Origin of the sequence: Pseudomonas sp. G5001, from assembly GCF_013385475.1 — a bacterium.
In the GTDB taxonomy this organism is placed as follows: Bacteria; Pseudomonadota; Gammaproteobacteria; order Pseudomonadales; family Pseudomonadaceae; genus Aquipseudomonas.
The window spans coordinates 87,129-105,390 of the sequence record NZ_JACAPZ010000009.1 but is presented as its reverse complement, the minus strand read 5'-3'; the positions used below and the strand labels follow the sequence as shown (position 1 = coordinate 105,390).

Below are 18,262 nucleotides of genomic sequence, written 5' to 3'. Positions count from 1 at the left end.
CACCCATGAGCTTCGGCGCCGATGAAGAAATCCTTCAGGATTTCCTTGTAGAGGCCGGCGAAATTTTAGAGCAACTGTCCGAACAACTGGTCGAGCTGGAAAGCCGACCGGATGATGCGAACCTGCTCAATGCAATTTTTCGCGGTTTTCATACTGTAAAAGGGGGCGCCGGCTTCCTCCAGCTCCACGAGCTGGTGGAGTGCTGTCACATCGCCGAGAACGTGTTCGACATCCTGCGCAAGGGTGAGCGGCACGTCGACTCGGAACTGATGGACGTGATCCTGGAAGCACTGGACGCGGTCAACGGCATGTTCAGTGAAGTGCGCGAGCGCGCACCGATCACTGCCGCCACGCCGGAACTGCTGGCCGCCCTGGCGCGCCTGGCGGAACCTGCGGCCAACGCTCCCGTGGTGGAAGCGGTGGCTGAGCCGGTTGCCGAGCCTGCGGGCGACGTGACCGACAGCGAATTTGAACAACTGCTGGACTCGCTGAACGCTGTCAAGGCCGAAGCCGAAGCGCCGGCAGCCAGTGCGCCGGCCATGGTGCCGACCACCGAAGACATTACCGACGCCGAGTTCGAGTCGTTGCTCGACCAGTTGCACGGCAAGGGCCAGTTTGCCCCGGACGCGGTGGCCGCAGCGCCAGCGCCAACGGAAGCCGCGGCGCCCGTCAGCAATGAAATCACCGACGACGAATTTGAAGCGCTGCTGGACCAGTTGCACGGCAAAGGCTCGTTTGCCGCCGAGGCTCTGCCGGAAGTCGCTGCAACGGCCGCCGCGCCTGCGGCACCCGCTGCTGCGCCGGCCGCCGATGGACTGATCTCCGATCACGAATTCGAAGCCCTGCTGGATGAACTGCACGGTAAGGGCAAGTTCACCGAAGTGGTCGGCGCTGCTGCACCGGCTGCTGCCGCGGCTGTCGCAACACCGGCTCCTGCCGCCAAGGCTGCCACGCCTGTCGCAGCGAAAGCGGCTCCGGCTCCGACTCCAGCACCGGCCCGGGCTGCCGCGGCTGCCCCGGCCCCGGACAAGCAACCGGCCAGTGAAGCCGAAACCACCGTGCGGGTTGATACCGCGCGCCTGGACGACATCATGAACATGGTCGGCGAACTGGTGCTGGTGCGTAACCGCCTGGTGCGCCTGGGCCTGAACAGTGGCGACGAGGCCATGCAAAAGGCCGTGTCGAACCTCGACGTGGTCACCGCAGACTTGCAGACCGCCGTCATGAAGACCCGGATGCAGCCGATCAAGAAAGTCTTCGGCCGTTTCCCGCGCCTGGTTCGCGACCTGGCACGCCAGCTCAAGAAAGAGATCAACCTGGAACTGGTGGGTGAAGAAACCGACCTCGACAAAAACCTTGTCGAGGCCCTGGCCGACCCGCTGGTCCACTTGGTGCGCAACGCGGTCGACCACGGTGTCGAGACGCCGGAAGAGCGCGAAGCCTTGGGCAAGAACCGCCAGGGCAAAGTGATCCTGGCGGCCGAACAGGAAGGCGACCATATCCTGCTGTCGATCACTGATGACGGCAAAGGCATGGACCCCACGGTACTGCGCAACATTGCAGTCAAGCGTGGGGTGATGGACAAGGACGCCGCCGACCGCCTCACCGACACCGAGTGCTACAACCTGATCTTCGCCCCGGGCTTCTCCACCAAGACCGAGATTTCCGACGTGTCGGGCCGTGGCGTGGGCATGGACGTGGTGAAGACCAAGATCAGCCAGCTCAACGGCTCGATCAACATCTACTCGACCAAGGGCCAGGGCTCGAAGATCGTCATCAAGGTGCCGTTGACCCTGGCGATCATGCCGACCCTGATGGTGATGCTGGGCAACCAGGCGTTCGCCTTCCCGCTGGTCAACGTCAACGAAATCTTCCACCTCGACCTGTCGCGCACCAACGTGGTGGACGGCCAGGAAGTGGTGATCGTGCGCGACAAGGCGTTGCCGCTGTTCTACCTCAAGCGCTGGCTGGTGGCTTCGGCCAAGCATGAAGAGCAGCGCGAAGGCCATGTGGTGATTCTTTCCGTGGGCACCCAGCGTATCGGCTTCGTGGTCGATCAACTGGTGGGCCAGGAAGAAGTGGTCATCAAGCCTTTGGGCAAAATGCTGCAGGGAACCCCGGGCATGTCGGGTGCGACCATTACCGGTGACGGTCGGATCGCGCTGATTCTGGATGTTCCGAGCATGCTCAAGCGTTACGCCGCACGGCGTATTTGATTCGGCCCGGGCAGGGCGGTTGTCCCTCGCCCGGCCTAACGGAGTGTTTATGGTAGTCAAGGTCCTGGTGGTGGACGATTCGGGTTTCTTCCGCCGCCGCGTCTCGGAAATTCTTTCATCGGATTCCAATATCCAGGTGGTCGGCACGGCCACCAACGGCAAAGAGGCGATCGATCAGGCCCTGGCGCTCAAGCCGGACGTGATCACCATGGACTACGAGATGCCGATGATGGACGGCATCACGGCGGTGCGGCACATCATGCAGCGCTGCCCGACGCCGGTGTTGATGTTCTCCTCGCTGACCCACGAAGGCGCCCGGGTCACCCTGGATGCGCTGGATGCCGGCGCGGTGGACTTCCTGCCGAAGAATTTCGAAGACATCTCGCGCAACCCCGAGAAGGTCAAGCAGATGCTCTGCGAGAAGGTGCACAGCATCTCCCGCAGTAACCGTCGCAGCCTGTTCAGTGCGCCGGCGCCCGCACCCGTTACGCCGCCACCGGCCGCCCCGAGCACCTTTGGTCGCCCGGCGCCGGCACCGGTTGCGCGCCCGGCCGCCGCCCCGGTGCGTACGGCTGCGCCCGCCGCACATTCACCTGCGCCCAAGCGCAAGGCCTACAAGCTGGTGGCCATCGGTACGTCCACCGGCGGCCCGGTGGCCTTGCAGCGGGTGTTGACCCAATTGCCGGCGAACTTCCCGGCGCCGATCGTGTTGATCCAGCACATGCCGGCCGCGTTCACCAAGGCGTTCGCCGAGCGCCTGGACAAGCTGTGCCGCATCAGCGTCAAGGAAGCCGAGGATGGCGACATCCTGCGTCCGGGTCTGGCGCTGCTGGCCCCTGGTGGCAAGCAGATGATGGTCGATGGCCGTGGTGCGATCAAAATCCTGCCGGGTGACGAACGCCTGAACTACAAGCCGTGTGTGGATATCACCTTCGGGTCTGCGGCCAAATCCTACGGCGACAAAGTTTTGGCGGTGGTGTTGACCGGCATGGGCGCCGACGGCCGTGAAGGCGCGCGCCTGCTCAAGCAGGGCGGCAGCGCGATCTGGGCCCAGGATGAAGCCAGCTGCGTGATCTATGGCATGCCCATGGCCATCGTCAAGGCCGACCTGGCCGACGCCGTCTACAGCCTCGACGACATCGGCAAGCACCTGGTGGAGGCTTGCCTCTGATGGATGTATTGAGCCTGATCGGCATCATCATGGCGTTTGTCGCGATTATCGGCGGCAACTACCTCGAAGGCGGCCACCTGGGCGCCCTGGCCAACGGCCCGGCGGCGTTGATCGTGATCGGCGGCACCGTGGGCGCGGCGTTGTTGCAGTCGCCCATGAGTTCGTTCAAGCGCGCGATGCAGATCCTCATCTGGATTATTTTCCCGCCGCGTGTCGACTTGCCGGGCGGCATCGACCGCGTGGTCAACTGGAGCCTCACGGCGCGCAAGGAAGGCCTGCTCGGGCTGGAAGGCGTGGCCGATGCCGAGCCCGACAGCTACGCGCGCAAAGGCCTGCAACTGCTGGTGGACGGCGCCGAGCCGGAAGCGATTCGCAGCATCCTCGAAGTGGACTTCTACACCCAGGAAAGCCGCGACATCAACGCTGCCAAAGTCTTTGAAAGCATGGGCGGCTACGCGCCGACCATCGGCATCATCGGTGCGGTGATGGGCTTGATCCACGTGATGGGCAACCTGGCCGATCCGTCGCAACTGGGCAGCGGGATTGCCGTGGCGTTCGTCGCCACCATCTACGGCGTGGCCAGTGCCAACCTGGTGTTGTTGCCGGTGGCCAGCAAGCTCAAGTCGATCGCCCTGCGCCAGTCGCGTTATCGCGAGATGTTGCTCGAAGGCATCCTCTCGATTGCCGAGGGTGAAAACCCGCGCTCCATCGAATTGAAGCTCCAGGGCTTCATGGATTGATGGGAGGTATTTGTTGTGAGCCGTCGCCGCCGCGAGCCTGAAGAACACGTCAACCATGAACGCTGGCTGGTGTCCTACGCCGACTTCATTACGTTGCTGTTCGCGTTTTTTGTGGTGATGTACTCCATTTCCTCGATCAACGAAGGCAAGTACAAAGTCATTTCCCAGGCGCTGATTGGCGTGTTCAACGACGCTGACCGCGCCCTCAAGCCGATACCCATTGGCGAAGAACGCCCCAAGACCGTGACCCCGGCCAAGCCGCTGGTCAACGACAGCGATGAAACCGCCGCCGGCATCGGTGGCACCAGCGACCCGCTGAAAAGCATCGCCGATAACATCAGCGCGGCCTTTGGCGACCTGATCAGCTCCAACCAGATGACCGTGCGCGGCAATGAGTTGTGGGTCGAGATCGAACTCAATTCCAGCCTGCTGTTCGCCAGTGCCGATGCAATGCCCAGCGACCAGGCGTTTACCATCATCGACAAGGTGGCGGCGATCCTGAAGCCGTTTGAAAACCCGGTCCACGTTGAAGGCTTTACCGATAACCTGCCGATCAGTACCGCGCAGTACCCGACCAACTGGGAGCTGTCTTCGGCCCGGGCGGCGAGTATTGTACGAATGCTCGCGATGCAGGGTGTGAACCCCGGGCGCCTGGCGTCGGTGGGTTACGGCGAGTTCCAGCCGGTGGCCAATAACGCCACGGCGGAAGGCCGTGCGCGCAACCGACGGGTGGTGCTGGTGGTGTCGCGCAACCTGGACGTGCGCCGCAGCCTGACCGGTACCGGCACTGCCAATGCAACACCGGATGCCGCCTTGAAGCGGGCTGGCACACAAACTGCACCAGCGCCCGTAAAGGCGCCGGTTCGCGGGAGTGCCGTCAATTCTCCGTCACCGGCTCTATAACCCCATGCAATTTCTCGGTCGAGCCTATGCCTGCCGGGAGGAACAATCCGAATGAGAGTCTGGGCAGTTGCCAATCAAAAGGGTGGTGTCGGTAAAACCACCACGTCCATCGCCTTGGCCGGCTTGCTGGCCGAGGCCGGCAAGCGTGTGGTCGTGGTCGACCTGGACCCCCACGGCTCCATGACCAGCTATTTCGGCTATGACCCGGATGCCCTGGAACACAGTTGCTACGACCTGTTCCTGCACAAGGGCAGCGTGCCGGCCGACTTGCCGGGGCAACTGTTGCTGCCTACCAGCAATGAAAAGATCTCGCTGTTGCCGTCCAGCACCGCCCTGGCCACCCTTGAGCGCCAGTCGCCGGGGCAGAGCGGCCTGGGCCTGGTGATCGCCAAGACCCTGGCGCAGCTGTGGCAGGACTTCGACTACGCGATCATCGACAGCCCGCCGTTGCTCGGCGTGCTGATGGTCAACGCCCTGGCCGCCAGCCAACAGCTGGTGATCCCGGTGCAGACCGAGCACCTGGCCGTCAAGGGCCTGGAGCGGATGGTCAGTACCCTGGCGATGATCAACCGCTCGCGCAAGCAAGCGCTGCCGTTCAGCATCGTGCCGACCCTGTTTGACCGCCGTACCCAGGCGTCCCTCGGCACCTTGCGGGTATTGCGCGATGCTTATCCGGACACTATCTGGCAAGGCTACATCCCGGTGGACACGCGCCTGCGGGATGCGAGCCGGGCAGGGCTGACGCCGTCGCAGTTCGACGGCAAGAGCCGTGGGGTGCTGGCGTATCGGGCGTTGCTCAAGCACCTGTTGTCCCAGCAACTTGTGGCGCAGGTGGCGTGATGGTCATAAACAGCCCTGTAGGAGCCTGGCTTGCCAGCGATGCAGACGCCGCAGTTTTCGCGACAAAACCGGCTCTCGATTCAAGTCCGGACACTCACAGGCCGATAACCTCTGAATACAGGGTTGATGGGGCTTGCGCGTGGGCATACAGATGAACCGTCCCGTTGATTTCAAGACCCGGCCGCAACTGGCGCTGGAGTCCTACCTGGACGCCTTGCTCCAGGACGCCACCGAGGACATGCCGGAACCGATTCTGATCCTCGATGAAGTCATCGAGCCTGAACCTGCTGCCCTGGACGAGTTTCAGCTGGCGGTCCTGGAAGAGCAGGCCCGTGATGCGTTGGTGGTTCCCGTAGCAGTTCCTGTACCGGTTGCTGTGCCCGTCGAGCCTGTGGTGATTGCGCCTGTAGTGGTGGAGCCGGTGGTTGAGGTTCACCTCCCGCCGAGCATCACGCCGCCGCCGGTACAGGGCGACGGTCGCCCGGTGTGGGCTGCGGAGCCGTTCGAATGTTTGCTGTTCGATGTCGCCGGGCTGACCCTGGCGGTGCCGCTGGTGTGCCTGGGGTCGATCTACTCCCTGGAAGGCCAGGAGTTGACGCCGTTGTTCGGCCAGCCGGATTGGTTCCTCGGGATCCTGCCGAGCCAGCAGGGCAACTTGAAGGTATTGGACACCGCGCGTTGGGTGATGCCCGACCGCTACCGCGATGACTTCCGCCAGGGCCTGCAATACGTTATTTCGGTCCAGGGCTACGAGTGGGGGCTGGCGGTGCATCAGGTCAGCCGCTCATTGCGCCTGGACCCGAACGAAATCAAATGGCGCAGCCACCGCGGCCAGCGGCCATGGCTGGCGGGCACTGTGATCGAACACATGTGCGCGTTGCTGGATGTGGCCGAACTGGCGGAGTTGATTGCCAGCGGCGCGGTAAAAGCCATGCCGCTGAACAAACGCACTTGATAACAAGCAGCAGCGCTACGGCGCTGCCCAAGAACACACACCGTAACCAACGGTATTTGAAGGGGTCTGGAGTATGAACAAGTCAGTGTCCGCACAAGGTCTGGTGGATGATCCAATCCTGCAATGGGTCACCTTCAAGCTGGACAACGAGTCCTACGGCATCAACGTGATGCGTGTGCAGGAAGTGCTGCGCTACACCGAAATCGCTCCGGTTCCGGGTGCCCCAAGCTATGTGCTGGGCATCATCAACCTGCGCGGCAACGTGGTGACCGTGATCGACACCCGCCAGCGTTTTGGCCTGGTGCCGACCGAAGTCAACGACAACACCCGCATCGTGATCATCGAAGCCGACAAGCAAGTGGTCGGGATCATGGTCGACAGCGTGGCTGAAGTGGTTTACCTGCGCCAATCCGAAGTCGAGACTGCGCCGAACGTCGGCAACGAAGAATCGGCCAAGTTCATCCAGGGTGTCTGCAACAAGAACGGCGAACTGCTGATTCTGGTTGAGCTGGACAAGATGATGAGCGAAGAAGAGTGGCAGGACCTGGAGAATATCTGATTGTTTCTTGAGGTAGCGGTGATCGTCCTGGCCATCCTTTGGGCCGGGACCCTGGGCTTCCTGCTGCGTTATGTTCGCCAGCAACGGGAATTGGCCACTCGACAAGTCGAGCGCGACGCTGTGCGCGACCGGCGGATCCTGGAGCTGGCCAAGCGGGTCGACCACTTCCAGCAAAGTGCGGTGCGTGTGGGTGATGAAGTGCACGAGCTGCGTTCGGTGCTGGCGCCGTTGCCGGACAAGCTGTCGGCACTCGAGCAGCGTGACCCGTCGAGCCTCTCATTCGCCCAGGCGGCGAAGCTGGTGGGCATGGGCGCCACGGTGGATGAGCTGACGCAGTCCTGCGGGTTGACCCAGGCTGAAGCGCAGTTGATGAGCCGGTTGCACAAGGACAACTGAAGGTTACGAGCTGCAAGCGGTATTGCTTGCAGCTTATAGCCGGTGCCGGTTGCTCAGCCATTCGGCCATGGTCGAGTCCTCCAGGGCGTATTCACCACGGTTGGCTTTCCAGACCAACTCCTTCTCCCGCAGCACTTCCAGTGCTTTCTGCACGTTTGGCGTGCTGGCGTTCGGCTCGACCTGGGCCTGCTCCAGCTTGCGGTTCACATCCTGGAAGGTTTTCTCCGCAAAAGGCGAGAACGCCTGCTTGCCCAGGGTTCGTTCGCCCATCACTTCAAGTACCGCCTGTTGCAGCGGCGAGAGGTCGTTGTAGGCGCTCTCGTAATCGCTCCAGATGCCGGCCTGGTGATTGAGTGCCCCGGTCCTCAGCAACTCGCCAAGGTTGCTGGCCTCGCCAAGACCCACGCTCACTTCGGTCAGTAGTGTGTTGAGCATTTCCGGGCGCCGGCCAACGAGCTGGAAGGCATAGTCCATGTCCTCCAGGTTGAACTGGTTGGTCGCGGCCAGGCGCTGGTTCCAGAGGTCCGTCACGAACTCGACGAAATCCCGGCTCAGCAGCGGGAACGGCGTGATATGGGCGCCGAAGAACGGTTGTTTGCTCTTGAGTACCAGGTTGGCCAGTTTGTCCCGGCTGGAGCCGGTGAAGACCAGGCGCAGGCCGTCGGCCGTGCTGCTGCCGTTGAGATGATCCCGTGCCGCCTTGAGGGCGAACATGGCGTTCACCCCGCCTTCGCTGTTGAGGGCGTGCTGGGCCTCGTCCACGATCAGCACGATCATTTGCCCCGAGACCTGGTGCAGCACGTCCAGGGCGTGGCTGAGCGTAGTGCCGGCGGGCAATTGCGGTTTGGTGAAATCCCAACTCAAGGTGCGCAGCAGGCTGATCTTATCGATACCGGCTTTCTTGGCCGCCTTGCTCACTGCGCTTTCGAACTCGCCCAGGGCTTTGCCGATAGCGCCGGAGATCAGTTCGGCGGGGTCGACTTCGCGGTTCATCCACAGGTCCACGTACACCGGCAGCCAGCCCCGGGCCTTGCACTCGGGGATAAGGTCGTTGCGCAGGAACGTACTCTTGCCGGTACGGCGCGGAGCCGCGAGGAACATGCCGGAGCTGTAGTCGGCAAATGACTCGCCTGCCAGATCACGGGCGAGCGCTTCGGCGAGTAGCTTTCGACTGAGAATCGGGCGGGTAGGGCTCATGGGTTTATCCTGAACTATCGGGTTCGGGATAATCTATACCTCGAAAGATATAATTGCTATACACCACCCACCGCAACTGATCATTCCCACGCTCTGCGTGGGAATGCATCCCGTGACGCTCCGCGTCACCCCTGCGCAAGACTTGAACGTTGCAGCGCCGGTTGGACGCGGAGCGTCCGAGGCGGCGTTCCCACGCAGAGCGTGGGAACGATCAGCCGGCTCCCACCTTAATAATCGTCGCCTCTTTCCGTCACATCCCGCTCCACCGGCCCCGCGTCCGGGTCGTAGCCCACCGGGAACTTGCCCTTCAGCGTCCAGGCGAACGCGATGATCTCGGCGACGGTGCGGTACAGCTCTTCCGGGATGCTGTCGCCCAACTCCATGCGTGCCAGTAATTTGACCAGCTCGGCATTTTCGTAAATCGGGACTTCGTTCTCCCGGGCCAGCTTGAGGATGGCTTCGGCCAGGGCATCGTCGCCCTTGGCGGTCAGGGTCGGCGCTTGTTGCCCGTCGTATTTGAGGGCGATGGCCTGGCGGGGCGGGTTGGGGTTTTTCATGCGGTTTCATCCACCCAGCGTTGTTCAAGCCCGGTTTTCGGGCCCCGTGGCGGGGTACCGAGGTGGCAGTCGAGGTCGCCGACGTTGAGTCCCGACGACACCAGGCGCTCGCGCAGGCTGCCCAGGTGGCTTTCGATCAGGCTGGCGGTGAAGGGCCGGGTCGCCCACAACTGGCTCGACAGTTTGCCCTGGCTCAGTTGCGCCTGGACCTGCAACGGGCCGAGCGGCTCCATGTCGAGCGCCATTTCCACGCGCCAGAGCATTTGCTTGGGATCCTTGCTGTCCTTGCGTTCCGGCTGTTCCTTGTCGGGCGCCGATTCTTCCCGCTGGAACTTGACCTGCAACGGCACGATGTCCTGCAAGGTGCGCATGGGGATTTCCAGCTGCCAGGTGGTCAAGAGCTTGCCGTCGGCGGTGGTACCGGTCTGCTCCAGGCTCGACAGCTGATGGCTTTGCAGGCGGGAGATGGCCCCGGCGGCCAGGCGCAGCAGGTTTTCCAGGTCACTTTCACCTTCCAGGCGTTGCATTAGCCGATCGGGCAACGGAAAGCCTGCGGGCGCCTGCCTGGCGCCGACCTGGCCGAGGGTGCCCAGCGGGCTGCGTACGAAGCTGGGCAGCAACTGCGCCAGGGTGTTGGCAGCGAGGATCGCATTCAGATTGGTGCTGGCGGGCAGGGATGGCAGCAGGTCGGCGACGAAGCGCAGCAGCGCGCCTTTCATGTCCAGCGGCGGTATCTGCGGGTTTTGCCCGGCCAGCAACTTGGCTTCGAGGAAGGTCCCGCTGTTCTGGATCAGTTGCGCCAGCACCTTGGGGTTGCTGGCCTGGGCCAGGTCGGGCAGGCCGGCGAGCAAACGCTCGGCGGCGGCGCGCAGGTCGGCCCCGGTGCCGTCGCTGCTGGTCGCCGGCAGGCTTTGCAGCGCGGTGAATACCACGTCCAGCGAGCCCTGGCGGCTTTGCTGGGTGGAGAGTTGCTGGGCCACGGCCAATTGGTCCTGGCGCCCGCTCAGCGGTACAAAGCTCAAGGTCTGCGCACTTTGCACCACGGCGCTGAGCAGGCTGCCGACGCGCAAGGGCTGCGGGCTTTCGACGGTCAGGGTCGCGCCGCTGAGGACGTTATTGAGCACCGACACCAGTGAGCGATACACCACCGGCTGGTTGGCGCCCTGTGGCAGCGCCTGGGTGGTCAGCACCTTGCCTTGCAGCAGGGTGCCCACCGGTAACTGGCTGGTATCGATACGCGTCAGCGCAGCGACGCTGGAACTCAGGGCCTGCTGCAGGCTGATGGACAAATTGCCCGACGGCGTCTGGCTGACTTCCACCTGGGTACCCAGCGGCAGCGGCTGGCTGCTGCTGGCCTGCACCAGGGTTTGCCGGCCGCCTTCCAGGGTCAGCTTGAGCAGCAACTGAAACGCATCGCCGCCTTGTTTCAGTGCCAGCACCTCGGCATTTACGGTTTTTCCGGGGTCGATCAGGCCGGTCTGCGGCTCCAGCAGTTTCAGCAACTCGCCCGCTGCAGGCGCGGGCGCAGGCCCGGCCGGAAGCGTCGGGGGGAGCGTGGGAAGATTGATCTCACCGGTCATCGTGCGCGCCGTCTCAGGGGAAATTGCCCTCTTTAGAGTAGGGCATCACATGTATAATGCCGCCCGTCTTCAAAGAGAGCGTTAAAAACAACACAACTGATTGATCCAGCTCTCTAAAAACGGTCGCCAAAGCAGTTAATGTGCATCTCTTTAACGGCCGTTCCACCGCCGACTTGAACCGTAAAGGCCCGCGATCTCTTGACCAGCCCTCTTCTAGAAGCCGTAGCGCTCGCCTGTGAACGTGACCTGCGGATGCTGTTCGAACACCTCGAACTGCGTCTGGCGGGCGGCGACATGGTGCAGGTCAGCGGCCCCAACGGCAGCGGCAAGACCAGCCTGTTACGCCTGCTGGCCGGTCTGATGCAGCCGACGGCGGGCGAAGTGCGGCTCAACGGCAAACCGTTGCACGAGCAGCGCACCGAGCTGGCGCGCAACCTGATCTGGATCGGCCACGCCGCCGGAATCAAGGATGTGCTTACCGCTGAAGAAAACCTCAGTTGGCTCAGCGCCCTGCATCATCCCGCCAGCCGCGAGGCGATCTGGCAGGCACTGGCCGCGGTTGGCCTCAAGGGTTTCGAAGACGTTCCCTGCCACACCCTGTCCGCCGGCCAGCAGCGCCGCGTGGCCCTGGCCCGTTTGTATCTCGACGGCCCGCCGCTATGGATTCTCGACGAACCCTTCACCGCCCTCGACAAACAAGGCGTCGCCCAGTTGGAAGAACACCTTGCCGCGCACTGCGAGCAGGGCGGCATGGTTGTCCTGACCACTCACCACACCTTGACGCGCATGCCCGCCGGTTACCGCGACCTCGACCTGGGCCGGTGGGCGGTATGAGCGTATTTGCCCTGTTGGTCGCCCGCGAAGCGCGGTTACTCTGTCGCCGTCCGGCCGAATTGGCCAACCCGCTGGTGTTCTTCGCGATTGTGATCGCGCTGTTCCCGTTGGCGGTGGGCCCCGAGACTAAACTGTTGCAAACCTTGTCTCCGGGACTGGTCTGGGTGGCGGCACTTTTGTCAGTCCTGCTCTCGCTGGACGGGCTGTTTCGCAGTGATTTTGAAGACGGTTCCCTCGAACAGTGGGTCCTTTCGTCGCACCCCCTGCCACTTCTGGTATTGGCCAAGGTACTGGCACACTGGGCGTTTTCCGGCCTGGCGCTGGTACTGCTCGCGCCGCTGCTGGCGATGATGCTGGGGTTGCCCACCGAATGCCTGCCGGTGTTGCTCCTTTCCTTGTTGCTTGGCACGCCGGTTCTCAGTCTACTGGGCGCCGTAGGTGCGGCACTGACCGTCGGTTTGAAACGCGGTGGCCTGTTGTTGGCGCTGCTGATCTTGCCTTTGTATATCCCGGTGTTGATCCTGGGCAGCGGCGCGTTGCAAGCCGCGCTCCAGGGCATGCCGGCGACCGGTTACCTCCTGTGGCTTGGCAGCCTGGCCGCCCTGGCGGTAACCCTGACACCCTTTGCTATAGCGGCTGGCCTGAAGATCAGCGTCGGCGAATAATGAGGTCTGGTTAAGCGATAGAACCTTAACCAGTAAAGACCCTAAGCTTCTCGCAACGACGAGAAGCAACCGTGATGGAAACAGCATGAACTGGACCTGGTTTCACAAGCTCGGCTCGCCCAAATGGTTTTACGGCATCAGTGGCAAACTGCTGCCGTGGTTGAGCATCGCCGCGGTATTGCTGATCGGCATCGGCCTGGTCTGGGGCCTGGCCTTCGCGCCGCCGGACTATCAGCAAGGCAACAGCTTTCGCATCATCTACATCCACGTGCCTGCCGCGATGCTGGCCCAGTCCTGCTACGTGATGCTGGCGGTGTGCGGCATCGTCGGCCTGGTGTGGAAGATGAAACTGGCGGATGTGGCCCTGCAATGCGCCGCGCCCATCGGTGCCTGGATGACCGCCGTGGCGCTGGTCACCGGCGCGATCTGGGGCAAGCCGACCTGGGGTTCGTGGTGGGTATGGGATGCGCGACTCACCTCGATGCTGATCCTGCTGTTCCTGTACTTCGGCCTGATTGCCCTGGGCAACGCCATCAGCAACCGTGACAGCGCCGCCAAGGCCTGCGCGGTGCTGGCGATTGTCGGCGTGATCAACATCCCGATCATCAAATACTCCGTGGAGTGGTGGAACACCCTGCACCAGGGCGCCACCTTCACCCTCACCGAAAAGCCGGCAATGCCCGTGGAAATGTGGGCGCCGCTGCTGCTGATGGTGCTGGGGTTCTACTGCTTCTTCGGCGCCGTGCTGCTGCTGCGCATGCGCCTCGAAGTGCTCAAGCGTGAAGCCCGCACCAGTTGGGTCAAGGCCGAAGTGCAAAACAGCCTGGGAGCCCGTGGATGAGCTTCAACTCTTTCAGTGATTTTCTCGCCATGGGCCATCACGCCCTGTACGTCTGGACGGCCTATGGCATTTGCCTGGCGGTGCTGGCCCTCAACGTCGCCGCGCCGATCCTGGCCCGCAAGCGTTACCTGCAACAAGAGGCGCGTCGTTTGCGCCGGGAGACCGAAAAGTGAATCCGCTGCGTAGAAAGCGTCTGTTGATCATCCTGGCCATCATGGCCGGTGTCGGCATTGCCGTGACCCTGGCCCTGAGCGCCCTGCGGGAGAACATCAACCTGTTCTACACCCCGACCCAGATCGCCAACGGCGAAGCGCCGCTGGATACCCGAATCCGTGCCGGTGGCATGGTCGAGAAAGGCTCGTTGCAACGCTCCGGCGACTCCCTGGACGTCAAGTTCATCGTCACCGACTTCAACAAGTCCGTGACCATCACCTACCGCGGCATCCTCCCGGACCTGTTCCGCGAAGGGCAGGGCATCGTCGCCCTCGGCAAGCTCAACGCCGACGGCGTGGTAGTGGCCGACGAAGTGCTGGCCAAGCACGATGAAAAATACATGCCGCCGGAAGTCACCAAGGCCCTCAAAGACAGCGGCCAATCCGCCCCGACCCCTGCCAAGGAGGGCTAAGTCATGACGTCCGCACTGTTTATTCCGGAGTTGGGCCAACTGGCGATGATCCTCGCCCTGTGCTTTGCCATCGTCCAGGCCGTGGTCCCGTTGCTGGGCGCCTGGCGCGGTGACCGCCTGTGGATGAGCCTGGCCCAGCCGGCTGCCTGGGGCCAGTTCGCCTTTCTGGTGTTCGCCTTCGGTTGCCTGACCTACGCCTTCATGACCGACGACTTTTCTGTCGCCTACGTCGCCAATAACTCCAACAGCGCCTTGCCCTGGTACTACAAGTTCAGCGCCGTGTGGGGCGCCCACGAAGGTTCGTTGCTGCTGTGGGCATTGATCCTCGGCGGCTGGACCTTTGCCGTCTCGATCTTCTCCCGCCAACTGCCGCAGGTGATGCTGGCCCGGGTGCTGGCGGTGATGGGCATGATCAGCATCGGCTTCCTGCTGTTCCTGATCATGACCTCCAACCCGTTCACCCGCATCCTGCCGCAGATCCCGGTCGACGGGCACGACCTCAACCCGCTGCTGCAGGACATCGGCCTTATCGTGCACCCGCCGATGCTCTACATGGGCTACGTCGGTTTCTCGGTCGCCTTCGCCTTCGCCATCGCCGCCTTGCTCGGCGGGCGTCTCGATGCCGCCTGGGCGCGCTGGTCGCGGCCGTGGACCATCGTCGCCTGGGCATTCCTCGGCATCGGCATCACCCTGGGCTCGTGGTGGGCCTACTACGAACTCGGCTGGGGCGGCTGGTGGTTCTGGGACCCGGTGGAAAACGCCTCCTTCATGCCCTGGCTGGTGGGCACCGCGCTGATTCACTCGCTGGCAGTCACGGAAAAACGCGGCGTGTTCAAAAGCTGGACCGTGTTGCTGGCCATCGCCGCGTTTTCCCTGAGCCTGCTGGGTACGTTCCTGGTGCGTTCCGGCGTGCTGACCTCGGTGCACGCGTTTGCCTCCGACCCGGAGCGCGGCGTGTTCATTCTGATCTTCCTGCTGTTCGTGGTCGGCGGCTCCCTGACGCTGTTCGCCCTGCGTGCGCCAGTGGTCAAGAGCCACGTGGGCTTCAACCTCTGGTCCAGGGAAACCCTGCTGCTGGGTAATAACCTGGTGCTGGTGGTGGCGGCCTCGATGATTCTGCTCGGTACCCTGTACCCGCTGGTGCTGGATGCCCTGAGCGGCGCCAAGATGTCCGTCGGCCCGCCGTACTTCAACGCGCTGTTCATCCCGTTGATGGCGCTGCTGATGGTGGTGATGGCGGTCGGCGTACTGGTGCGCTGGAAAGACACCCCGGTGAAATGGCTGGTGGGCATGCTCACCCCGGTACTGCTCGGCAGCGCCGCGCTGGCCGTGATCGCCGGTATTGCCTACGGCGACTTCAACTGGGCCGTGCTTGCCACCTTCATGCTCGCGGCCTGGGTATTGCTGGCCGGTGTACGCGACCTGATCGACAAGACCCGCCACAAAGGTTTGATCAAAGGCTTGCCGACCATGACCCGCAGTTACTGGGGCATGCAGGTCGCCCACATCGGCATCGCCGTGTGCGCCCTGGGCGTCGTGTTGTCCAGCCAGAACAGTGCCGAGCGCGACCTGCGCCTGGCACCGGGCGAGTCCATGGACCTGGCCGGTTACCACTTCATTTTCGAAGGCGCCAAGCACTTCGAAGGCCCGAACTTCACCTCCGACAAAGGCACCGTACGTGTGGTGCGCAATGGCAAGGAAGTGGCGGTGCTGCACCCGGAAAAACGCCTGTACACCGTGCAAAGCTCGATGATGACCGAAGCCGGGATCGACGCCGGTTTCACCCGCGACCTCTACGTCGCCCTGGGTGAACCGCTGGGCGATGGCGCGTGGGCCGTGCGGGTCCACGTCAAACCGTTTGTGCGCTGGATCTGGTTCGGCGGCCTGCTCACCGGCTTCGGTGGTTTGCTGGCAGCGATGGACCGGCGCTACCGGGTCAAGGTCAAGAGCCGGGTGCGTGAAGCCCTCGGCCTGCAAGGAGCGCCAGTATGAAGCGTTGGTTGATGGTGTTACCGCTGGCGGCGTTCCTGGTGGTGGCGGTGTTCCTGTATCGCGGGCTGTACCTGGACCCGGCCGAGCTGCCGTCGGCCATGATCGGCAAGCCATTCCCGGCGTTCTCGCTGCCGACGGTGCAGGGCGACAAGACCCTGACCCAGGCTGATTTGCTGGGCAAACCGGCACTGGTCAACGTGTGGGGCACCTGGTGCATTTCCTGCCGCGTGGAGCATCCGGTGCTGAACAAGCTGGCGGAGAAGGGCGTGGTGATCTACGGCATCAACTACAAGGACGACAATGCTGCCGCCCTGAAGTGGCTGGCGGAATTCCACAACCCGTACCAGCTGGATATCCGCGACGAAGACGGCAACCTCGGGCTGAACCTTGGTGTGTACGGCGCTCCGGAAACCTTCTTCATCGACGCCAAGGGCGTGATCCGCGACAAGTACGTGGGCGTGATCGACGAAGTGGTGTGGCGCGAGCAACTGGCCGCCAAGTACCAGGCGCTGGTGGACGAGGCCAAGCCATGAAGCGTTGGTTAGCCGCCGCGGTATTGGGCTTGAGCATGGTCGGCGTGGCCCACGCCGCCATCGACACCTACGAATTTGCCAAGGACGGAGACCGCGAGCGTTTTCGCGAGCTGACCAAGGAGCTGCGCTGCCCCAAGTGCCAGAACCAGGACATCGCCGATTCCAATGCACCGATCGCCGCCGACCTGCGCAAAGAGATTTTCCGCATGCTCGGCGAGGGCAAGGACAATCAGCAGATCATCGACTTCATGGTCGACCGCTACGGTGACTTCGTGCGCTACAAGCCGGCGCTCACCGGCAAGACTGCGCTGCTGTGGTTCGGCCCCGCCGGGTTGTTGCTCACAGGCTTAGTCGTTATGGCGGTGATTGTGCGCCGCCGTCGTGTCGCCCCGGCCGATGGCTCGGACTCGCTTTCCGTCGACGAGCGTCAACGCCTCGACCAACTGCTGGACAAAAAAACTGATGATTGATTTCTGGCTCGCAGCAGGTCTGCTGCTTCTGATTGCCTTGAGTTTCCTGCTGATCCCGGTGTTACGCGGCCGCCGTGCCCAGCTTGAAGAGGATCGCACCGCGCTGAACGTGGCGCTGTATCAAGAACGTGTGGCGGAACTGCAAACCCAGCAGTCCGAAGGCGTGCTGGATGCGGCCCAACTGGACAGCGGTCGCGCTGAAGCGGCCCGTGAGTTGCTGGCGGATACCGAGGGTGTGGAAAAGCCCCGGGAATCGCGCCTCGGCAAACCGTTGCCGTTGCTCGCGGCGTTTCTGGTGCCGGTGCTGGGCGTGGCGCTGTACCTGCATTACGGTGCCAGCGACAAGGTCGAACTGACCCGCGAATTCTCCCAGCCGCCGGTGTCCATGGAAGACATGACCCGCCGCCTGGAGCGCGCCGCAGCGGCCCAGCCGGACTCGCCGGAAGGCCTGTACTTCCTCGGTCGTGCCTACATGGCCCAGGACCGTTCCGCCGATGCGGCGAAAATCTTCGAGCGCACCGTGGCCCTGGCCGGTCGCCAGCCCGAGTTGCTCGGCCAGTGGGCCCAGGCCCAGTACTTTGCCGACAACAAACAGTGGTCGCCCAAGGTCCAGGCCCTGACCGACGAAGCACTGAAACTCGATCCGAAAGAAGTCACCAGCCTCGGCCTGCTGGGCATCGCCGCCTTTGAAGGCCAGCGTTACCAGGAAGCGATCGACTACTGGAACCGCCTGCTGGCGCAACTGCCACCGGACGACAATTCCCGTGCCGCGCTGCAAGGCGGGATCGACCGGGCCGCCGAGAAGCTCAAGGAGAGCGGTGGTAGCGTGGCGCCCGTGAAGGCAGAAAAACAGATGCAAGTGCGGGTGGACCTGGCCGCCGATGTGAAGGCCAAGGCCCTGCCGACCGACAGCGTGTTCATCTTCGCCCGTGCCGTCAAAGGCCCGCCTGCGCCATTGGCGGCCAAGCGCGTGACCGTGGCCGACCTGCCGATCACCGTCGAGCTGGGCGACAGCGACGCGATGATGTCGCAGTTGAAACTGTCCAACTTTCCCGAAGTCCAACTGGTTGCGCGCATATCCCGGGCAGGTGTTCCCACAGCTGGCGAGTGGATCGGCCGCAGCCAACCCCTGGCCAGCAGCACCACTGCGCTGCAGCAGCTGACCATCGACAGTCCGGACCAATAATT

20 protein-coding genes are annotated in these 18,262 nt (G+C 63.1%); 17 read left to right on the top strand and 3 right to left on the bottom strand.

Annotated features, from left to right (window positions below; genetic code table 11):
- Positions 1–5 precede the first annotated feature (5 nt).
- The 8 genes from HX805_RS08605 to HX805_RS08570 all read left to right on the top strand — a co-directional run bounded on the left by HX805_RS08605 (position 6) and on the right by HX805_RS08570 (position 7,780).
- Positions 6–2,216, top strand: a complete 2,211-nt coding sequence (locus HX805_RS08605; RefSeq protein WP_177116765.1) for a chemotaxis protein CheA — start codon at positions 6–8, stop codon at positions 2,214–2,216.
- 49 nt (positions 2,217–2,265) lie between these two features.
- Positions 2,266–3,387 carry a chemotaxis response regulator protein-glutamate methylesterase gene (locus HX805_RS08600; protein ID WP_008434810.1) on the top strand — a complete coding sequence of 374 codons (1,122 nt, stop codon included), beginning with the start codon at positions 2,266–2,268 and terminating at the stop codon, positions 3,385–3,387.
- Positions 3,387–4,127 carry a flagellar motor protein gene (locus HX805_RS08595; protein WP_003210645.1) on the top strand — a complete coding sequence of 247 codons (741 nt, stop codon included), beginning with the start codon at positions 3,387–3,389 and terminating at the stop codon, positions 4,125–4,127. Before HX805_RS08600 ends, HX805_RS08595 begins: the two co-directional genes overlap by 1 nt.
- 15 nt (positions 4,128–4,142) lie before the next feature.
- Positions 4,143–5,030 carry a flagellar motor protein MotD gene (gene motD / locus HX805_RS08590; protein ID WP_003210644.1) on the top strand — a complete coding sequence of 296 codons (888 nt, stop codon included), beginning with the start codon at positions 4,143–4,145 and terminating at the stop codon, positions 5,028–5,030.
- Between the two features lie 51 nt (positions 5,031–5,081).
- A complete protein-coding gene (locus HX805_RS08585) occupies positions 5,082–5,870 on the top strand; it encodes a ParA family protein (protein WP_003210643.1) in 789 nt (262 codons plus the stop codon).
- Between the two features lie 151 nt (positions 5,871–6,021).
- Entirely contained in the window at positions 6,022–6,825 is an 804-nt protein-coding gene (locus HX805_RS08580) for a CheW domain-containing protein (protein ID WP_003210642.1), read from the top strand.
- A gap of 73 nt (positions 6,826–6,898) precedes the next feature.
- Positions 6,899–7,384: a chemotaxis protein CheW gene (locus HX805_RS08575; RefSeq protein ID WP_003210641.1), complete on the top strand. Its 486-nt coding sequence runs from the start codon at positions 6,899–6,901 to the stop codon at positions 7,382–7,384.
- Positions 7,385–7,780, top strand: a complete 396-nt coding sequence (locus tag HX805_RS08570; protein ID WP_008434800.1) for a DUF2802 domain-containing protein — start codon at positions 7,385–7,387, stop codon at positions 7,778–7,780.
- A gap of 33 nt (positions 7,781–7,813) precedes the next feature.
- Here HX805_RS08570 and HX805_RS08565 read toward each other — a convergent pair whose 3' ends face one another.
- The 3 genes from HX805_RS08565 to HX805_RS08555 form a co-directional block, all read right to left on the bottom strand.
- On the bottom strand, positions 7,814–8,977 hold the full coding sequence (locus HX805_RS08565; RefSeq protein ID WP_102604690.1) for a hypothetical protein: 1,164 nt from the start codon (positions 8,975–8,977) through the stop codon (positions 7,814–7,816).
- A gap of 227 nt (positions 8,978–9,204) precedes the next feature.
- A complete protein-coding gene (locus HX805_RS08560) occupies positions 9,205–9,534 on the bottom strand; it encodes an EscU/YscU/HrcU family type III secretion system export apparatus switch protein (RefSeq protein WP_003210638.1) in 330 nt (109 codons plus the stop codon).
- Positions 9,531–11,114: a flagellar hook-length control protein FliK gene (locus HX805_RS08555; RefSeq protein ID WP_177116764.1), complete on the bottom strand. Its 1,584-nt coding sequence runs from the start codon at positions 11,112–11,114 to the stop codon at positions 9,531–9,533. Before HX805_RS08555 ends, HX805_RS08560 begins: the two co-directional genes overlap by 4 nt.
- A gap of 252 nt (positions 11,115–11,366) precedes the next feature.
- Between HX805_RS08555 and ccmA the strand changes: the two genes are divergently transcribed.
- From ccmA to ccmI, 9 genes are all read left to right on the top strand, one after another.
- Positions 11,367–11,948 carry a cytochrome c biogenesis heme-transporting ATPase CcmA gene (gene ccmA, locus HX805_RS08550; RefSeq protein ID WP_003210636.1) on the top strand — a complete coding sequence of 194 codons (582 nt, stop codon included), beginning with the start codon at positions 11,367–11,369 and terminating at the stop codon, positions 11,946–11,948.
- On the top strand, positions 11,945–12,613 hold the full coding sequence (gene ccmB / locus HX805_RS08545; RefSeq protein ID WP_003210635.1) for a heme exporter protein CcmB: 669 nt from the start codon (positions 11,945–11,947) through the stop codon (positions 12,611–12,613). The genes ccmA and ccmB overlap by 4 nt, the downstream gene beginning before the upstream one ends.
- Before the next feature lie 85 nt (positions 12,614–12,698).
- Positions 12,699–13,454: a heme ABC transporter permease gene (locus HX805_RS08540; RefSeq protein ID WP_003210634.1), complete on the top strand. Its 756-nt coding sequence runs from the start codon at positions 12,699–12,701 to the stop codon at positions 13,452–13,454.
- Complete coding sequence (gene ccmD, locus HX805_RS08535; protein WP_008434788.1) at positions 13,451–13,627, top strand: heme exporter protein CcmD; 177 nt, start codon at positions 13,451–13,453, stop codon at positions 13,625–13,627. Before HX805_RS08540 ends, ccmD begins: the two co-directional genes overlap by 4 nt.
- Positions 13,624–14,079: a cytochrome c maturation protein CcmE gene (ccmE, locus tag HX805_RS08530; RefSeq protein ID WP_008434786.1), complete on the top strand. Its 456-nt coding sequence runs from the start codon at positions 13,624–13,626 to the stop codon at positions 14,077–14,079. Before ccmD ends, ccmE begins: the two co-directional genes overlap by 4 nt.
- 3 nt (positions 14,080–14,082) lie before the next feature.
- A complete protein-coding gene (locus HX805_RS08525) occupies positions 14,083–16,071 on the top strand; it encodes a heme lyase CcmF/NrfE family subunit (RefSeq protein ID WP_177116763.1) in 1,989 nt (662 codons plus the stop codon).
- Positions 16,068–16,604, top strand: a complete 537-nt coding sequence (locus HX805_RS08520; RefSeq protein WP_008434782.1) for a DsbE family thiol:disulfide interchange protein — start codon at positions 16,068–16,070, stop codon at positions 16,602–16,604. The genes HX805_RS08525 and HX805_RS08520 overlap by 4 nt, the downstream gene beginning before the upstream one ends.
- Positions 16,601–17,074: a cytochrome c-type biogenesis protein gene (locus HX805_RS08515; protein ID WP_003210629.1), complete on the top strand. Its 474-nt coding sequence runs from the start codon at positions 16,601–16,603 to the stop codon at positions 17,072–17,074. Before HX805_RS08520 ends, HX805_RS08515 begins: the two co-directional genes overlap by 4 nt.
- Positions 17,067–18,260 (top strand): c-type cytochrome biogenesis protein CcmI, encoded by a 1,194-nt coding sequence (gene ccmI / locus HX805_RS08510; protein ID WP_177116762.1) that lies wholly within the window; start codon positions 17,067–17,069, stop codon positions 18,258–18,260. Before HX805_RS08515 ends, ccmI begins: the two co-directional genes overlap by 8 nt.
- Positions 18,261–18,262: the final 2 nt, after the last annotated feature.

Coding starts and splice junctions, on each gene's coding strand:
- HX805_RS08580 (WP_003210642.1), top strand. CDS start 6,022: ATGAACCGTCCCGTTGATTTCAAGACCCGGCCGCAACTGGCGCTGGAG.
- HX805_RS08575 (WP_003210641.1), top strand. CDS start 6,899: ATGAACAAGTCAGTGTCCGCACAAGGTCTGGTGGATGATCCAATCCTG.
- HX805_RS08555 (WP_177116764.1), bottom strand. CDS start 11,114: ATGACCGGTGAGATCAATCTTCCCACGCTCCCCCCGACGCTTCCGGCC.
- ccmA (WP_003210636.1), top strand. CDS start 11,367: ATGCTGTTCGAACACCTCGAACTGCGTCTGGCGGGCGGCGACATGGTG.
- HX805_RS08600 (WP_008434810.1), top strand. CDS start 2,266: ATGGTAGTCAAGGTCCTGGTGGTGGACGATTCGGGTTTCTTCCGCCGC.
- HX805_RS08560 (WP_003210638.1), bottom strand. CDS start 9,534: ATGAAAAACCCCAACCCGCCCCGCCAGGCCATCGCCCTCAAATACGAC.
- ccmI (WP_177116762.1), top strand. CDS start 17,067: ATGATTGATTTCTGGCTCGCAGCAGGTCTGCTGCTTCTGATTGCCTTG.
- HX805_RS08515 (WP_003210629.1), top strand. CDS start 16,601: ATGAAGCGTTGGTTAGCCGCCGCGGTATTGGGCTTGAGCATGGTCGGC.
- HX805_RS08595 (WP_003210645.1), top strand. CDS start 3,387: ATGGATGTATTGAGCCTGATCGGCATCATCATGGCGTTTGTCGCGATT.
- HX805_RS08565 (WP_102604690.1), bottom strand. CDS start 8,977: ATGAGCCCTACCCGCCCGATTCTCAGTCGAAAGCTACTCGCCGAAGCG.
- HX805_RS08540 (WP_003210634.1), top strand. CDS start 12,699: ATGAACTGGACCTGGTTTCACAAGCTCGGCTCGCCCAAATGGTTTTAC.
- ccmB (WP_003210635.1), top strand. CDS start 11,945: ATGAGCGTATTTGCCCTGTTGGTCGCCCGCGAAGCGCGGTTACTCTGT.
- HX805_RS08585 (WP_003210643.1), top strand. CDS start 5,082: ATGAGAGTCTGGGCAGTTGCCAATCAAAAGGGTGGTGTCGGTAAAACC.
- HX805_RS08605 (WP_177116765.1), top strand. CDS start 6: ATGAGCTTCGGCGCCGATGAAGAAATCCTTCAGGATTTCCTTGTAGAG.
- HX805_RS08520 (WP_008434782.1), top strand. CDS start 16,068: ATGAAGCGTTGGTTGATGGTGTTACCGCTGGCGGCGTTCCTGGTGGTG.
- ccmD (WP_008434788.1), top strand. CDS start 13,451: ATGAGCTTCAACTCTTTCAGTGATTTTCTCGCCATGGGCCATCACGCC.
- HX805_RS08525 (WP_177116763.1), top strand. CDS start 14,083: ATGACGTCCGCACTGTTTATTCCGGAGTTGGGCCAACTGGCGATGATC.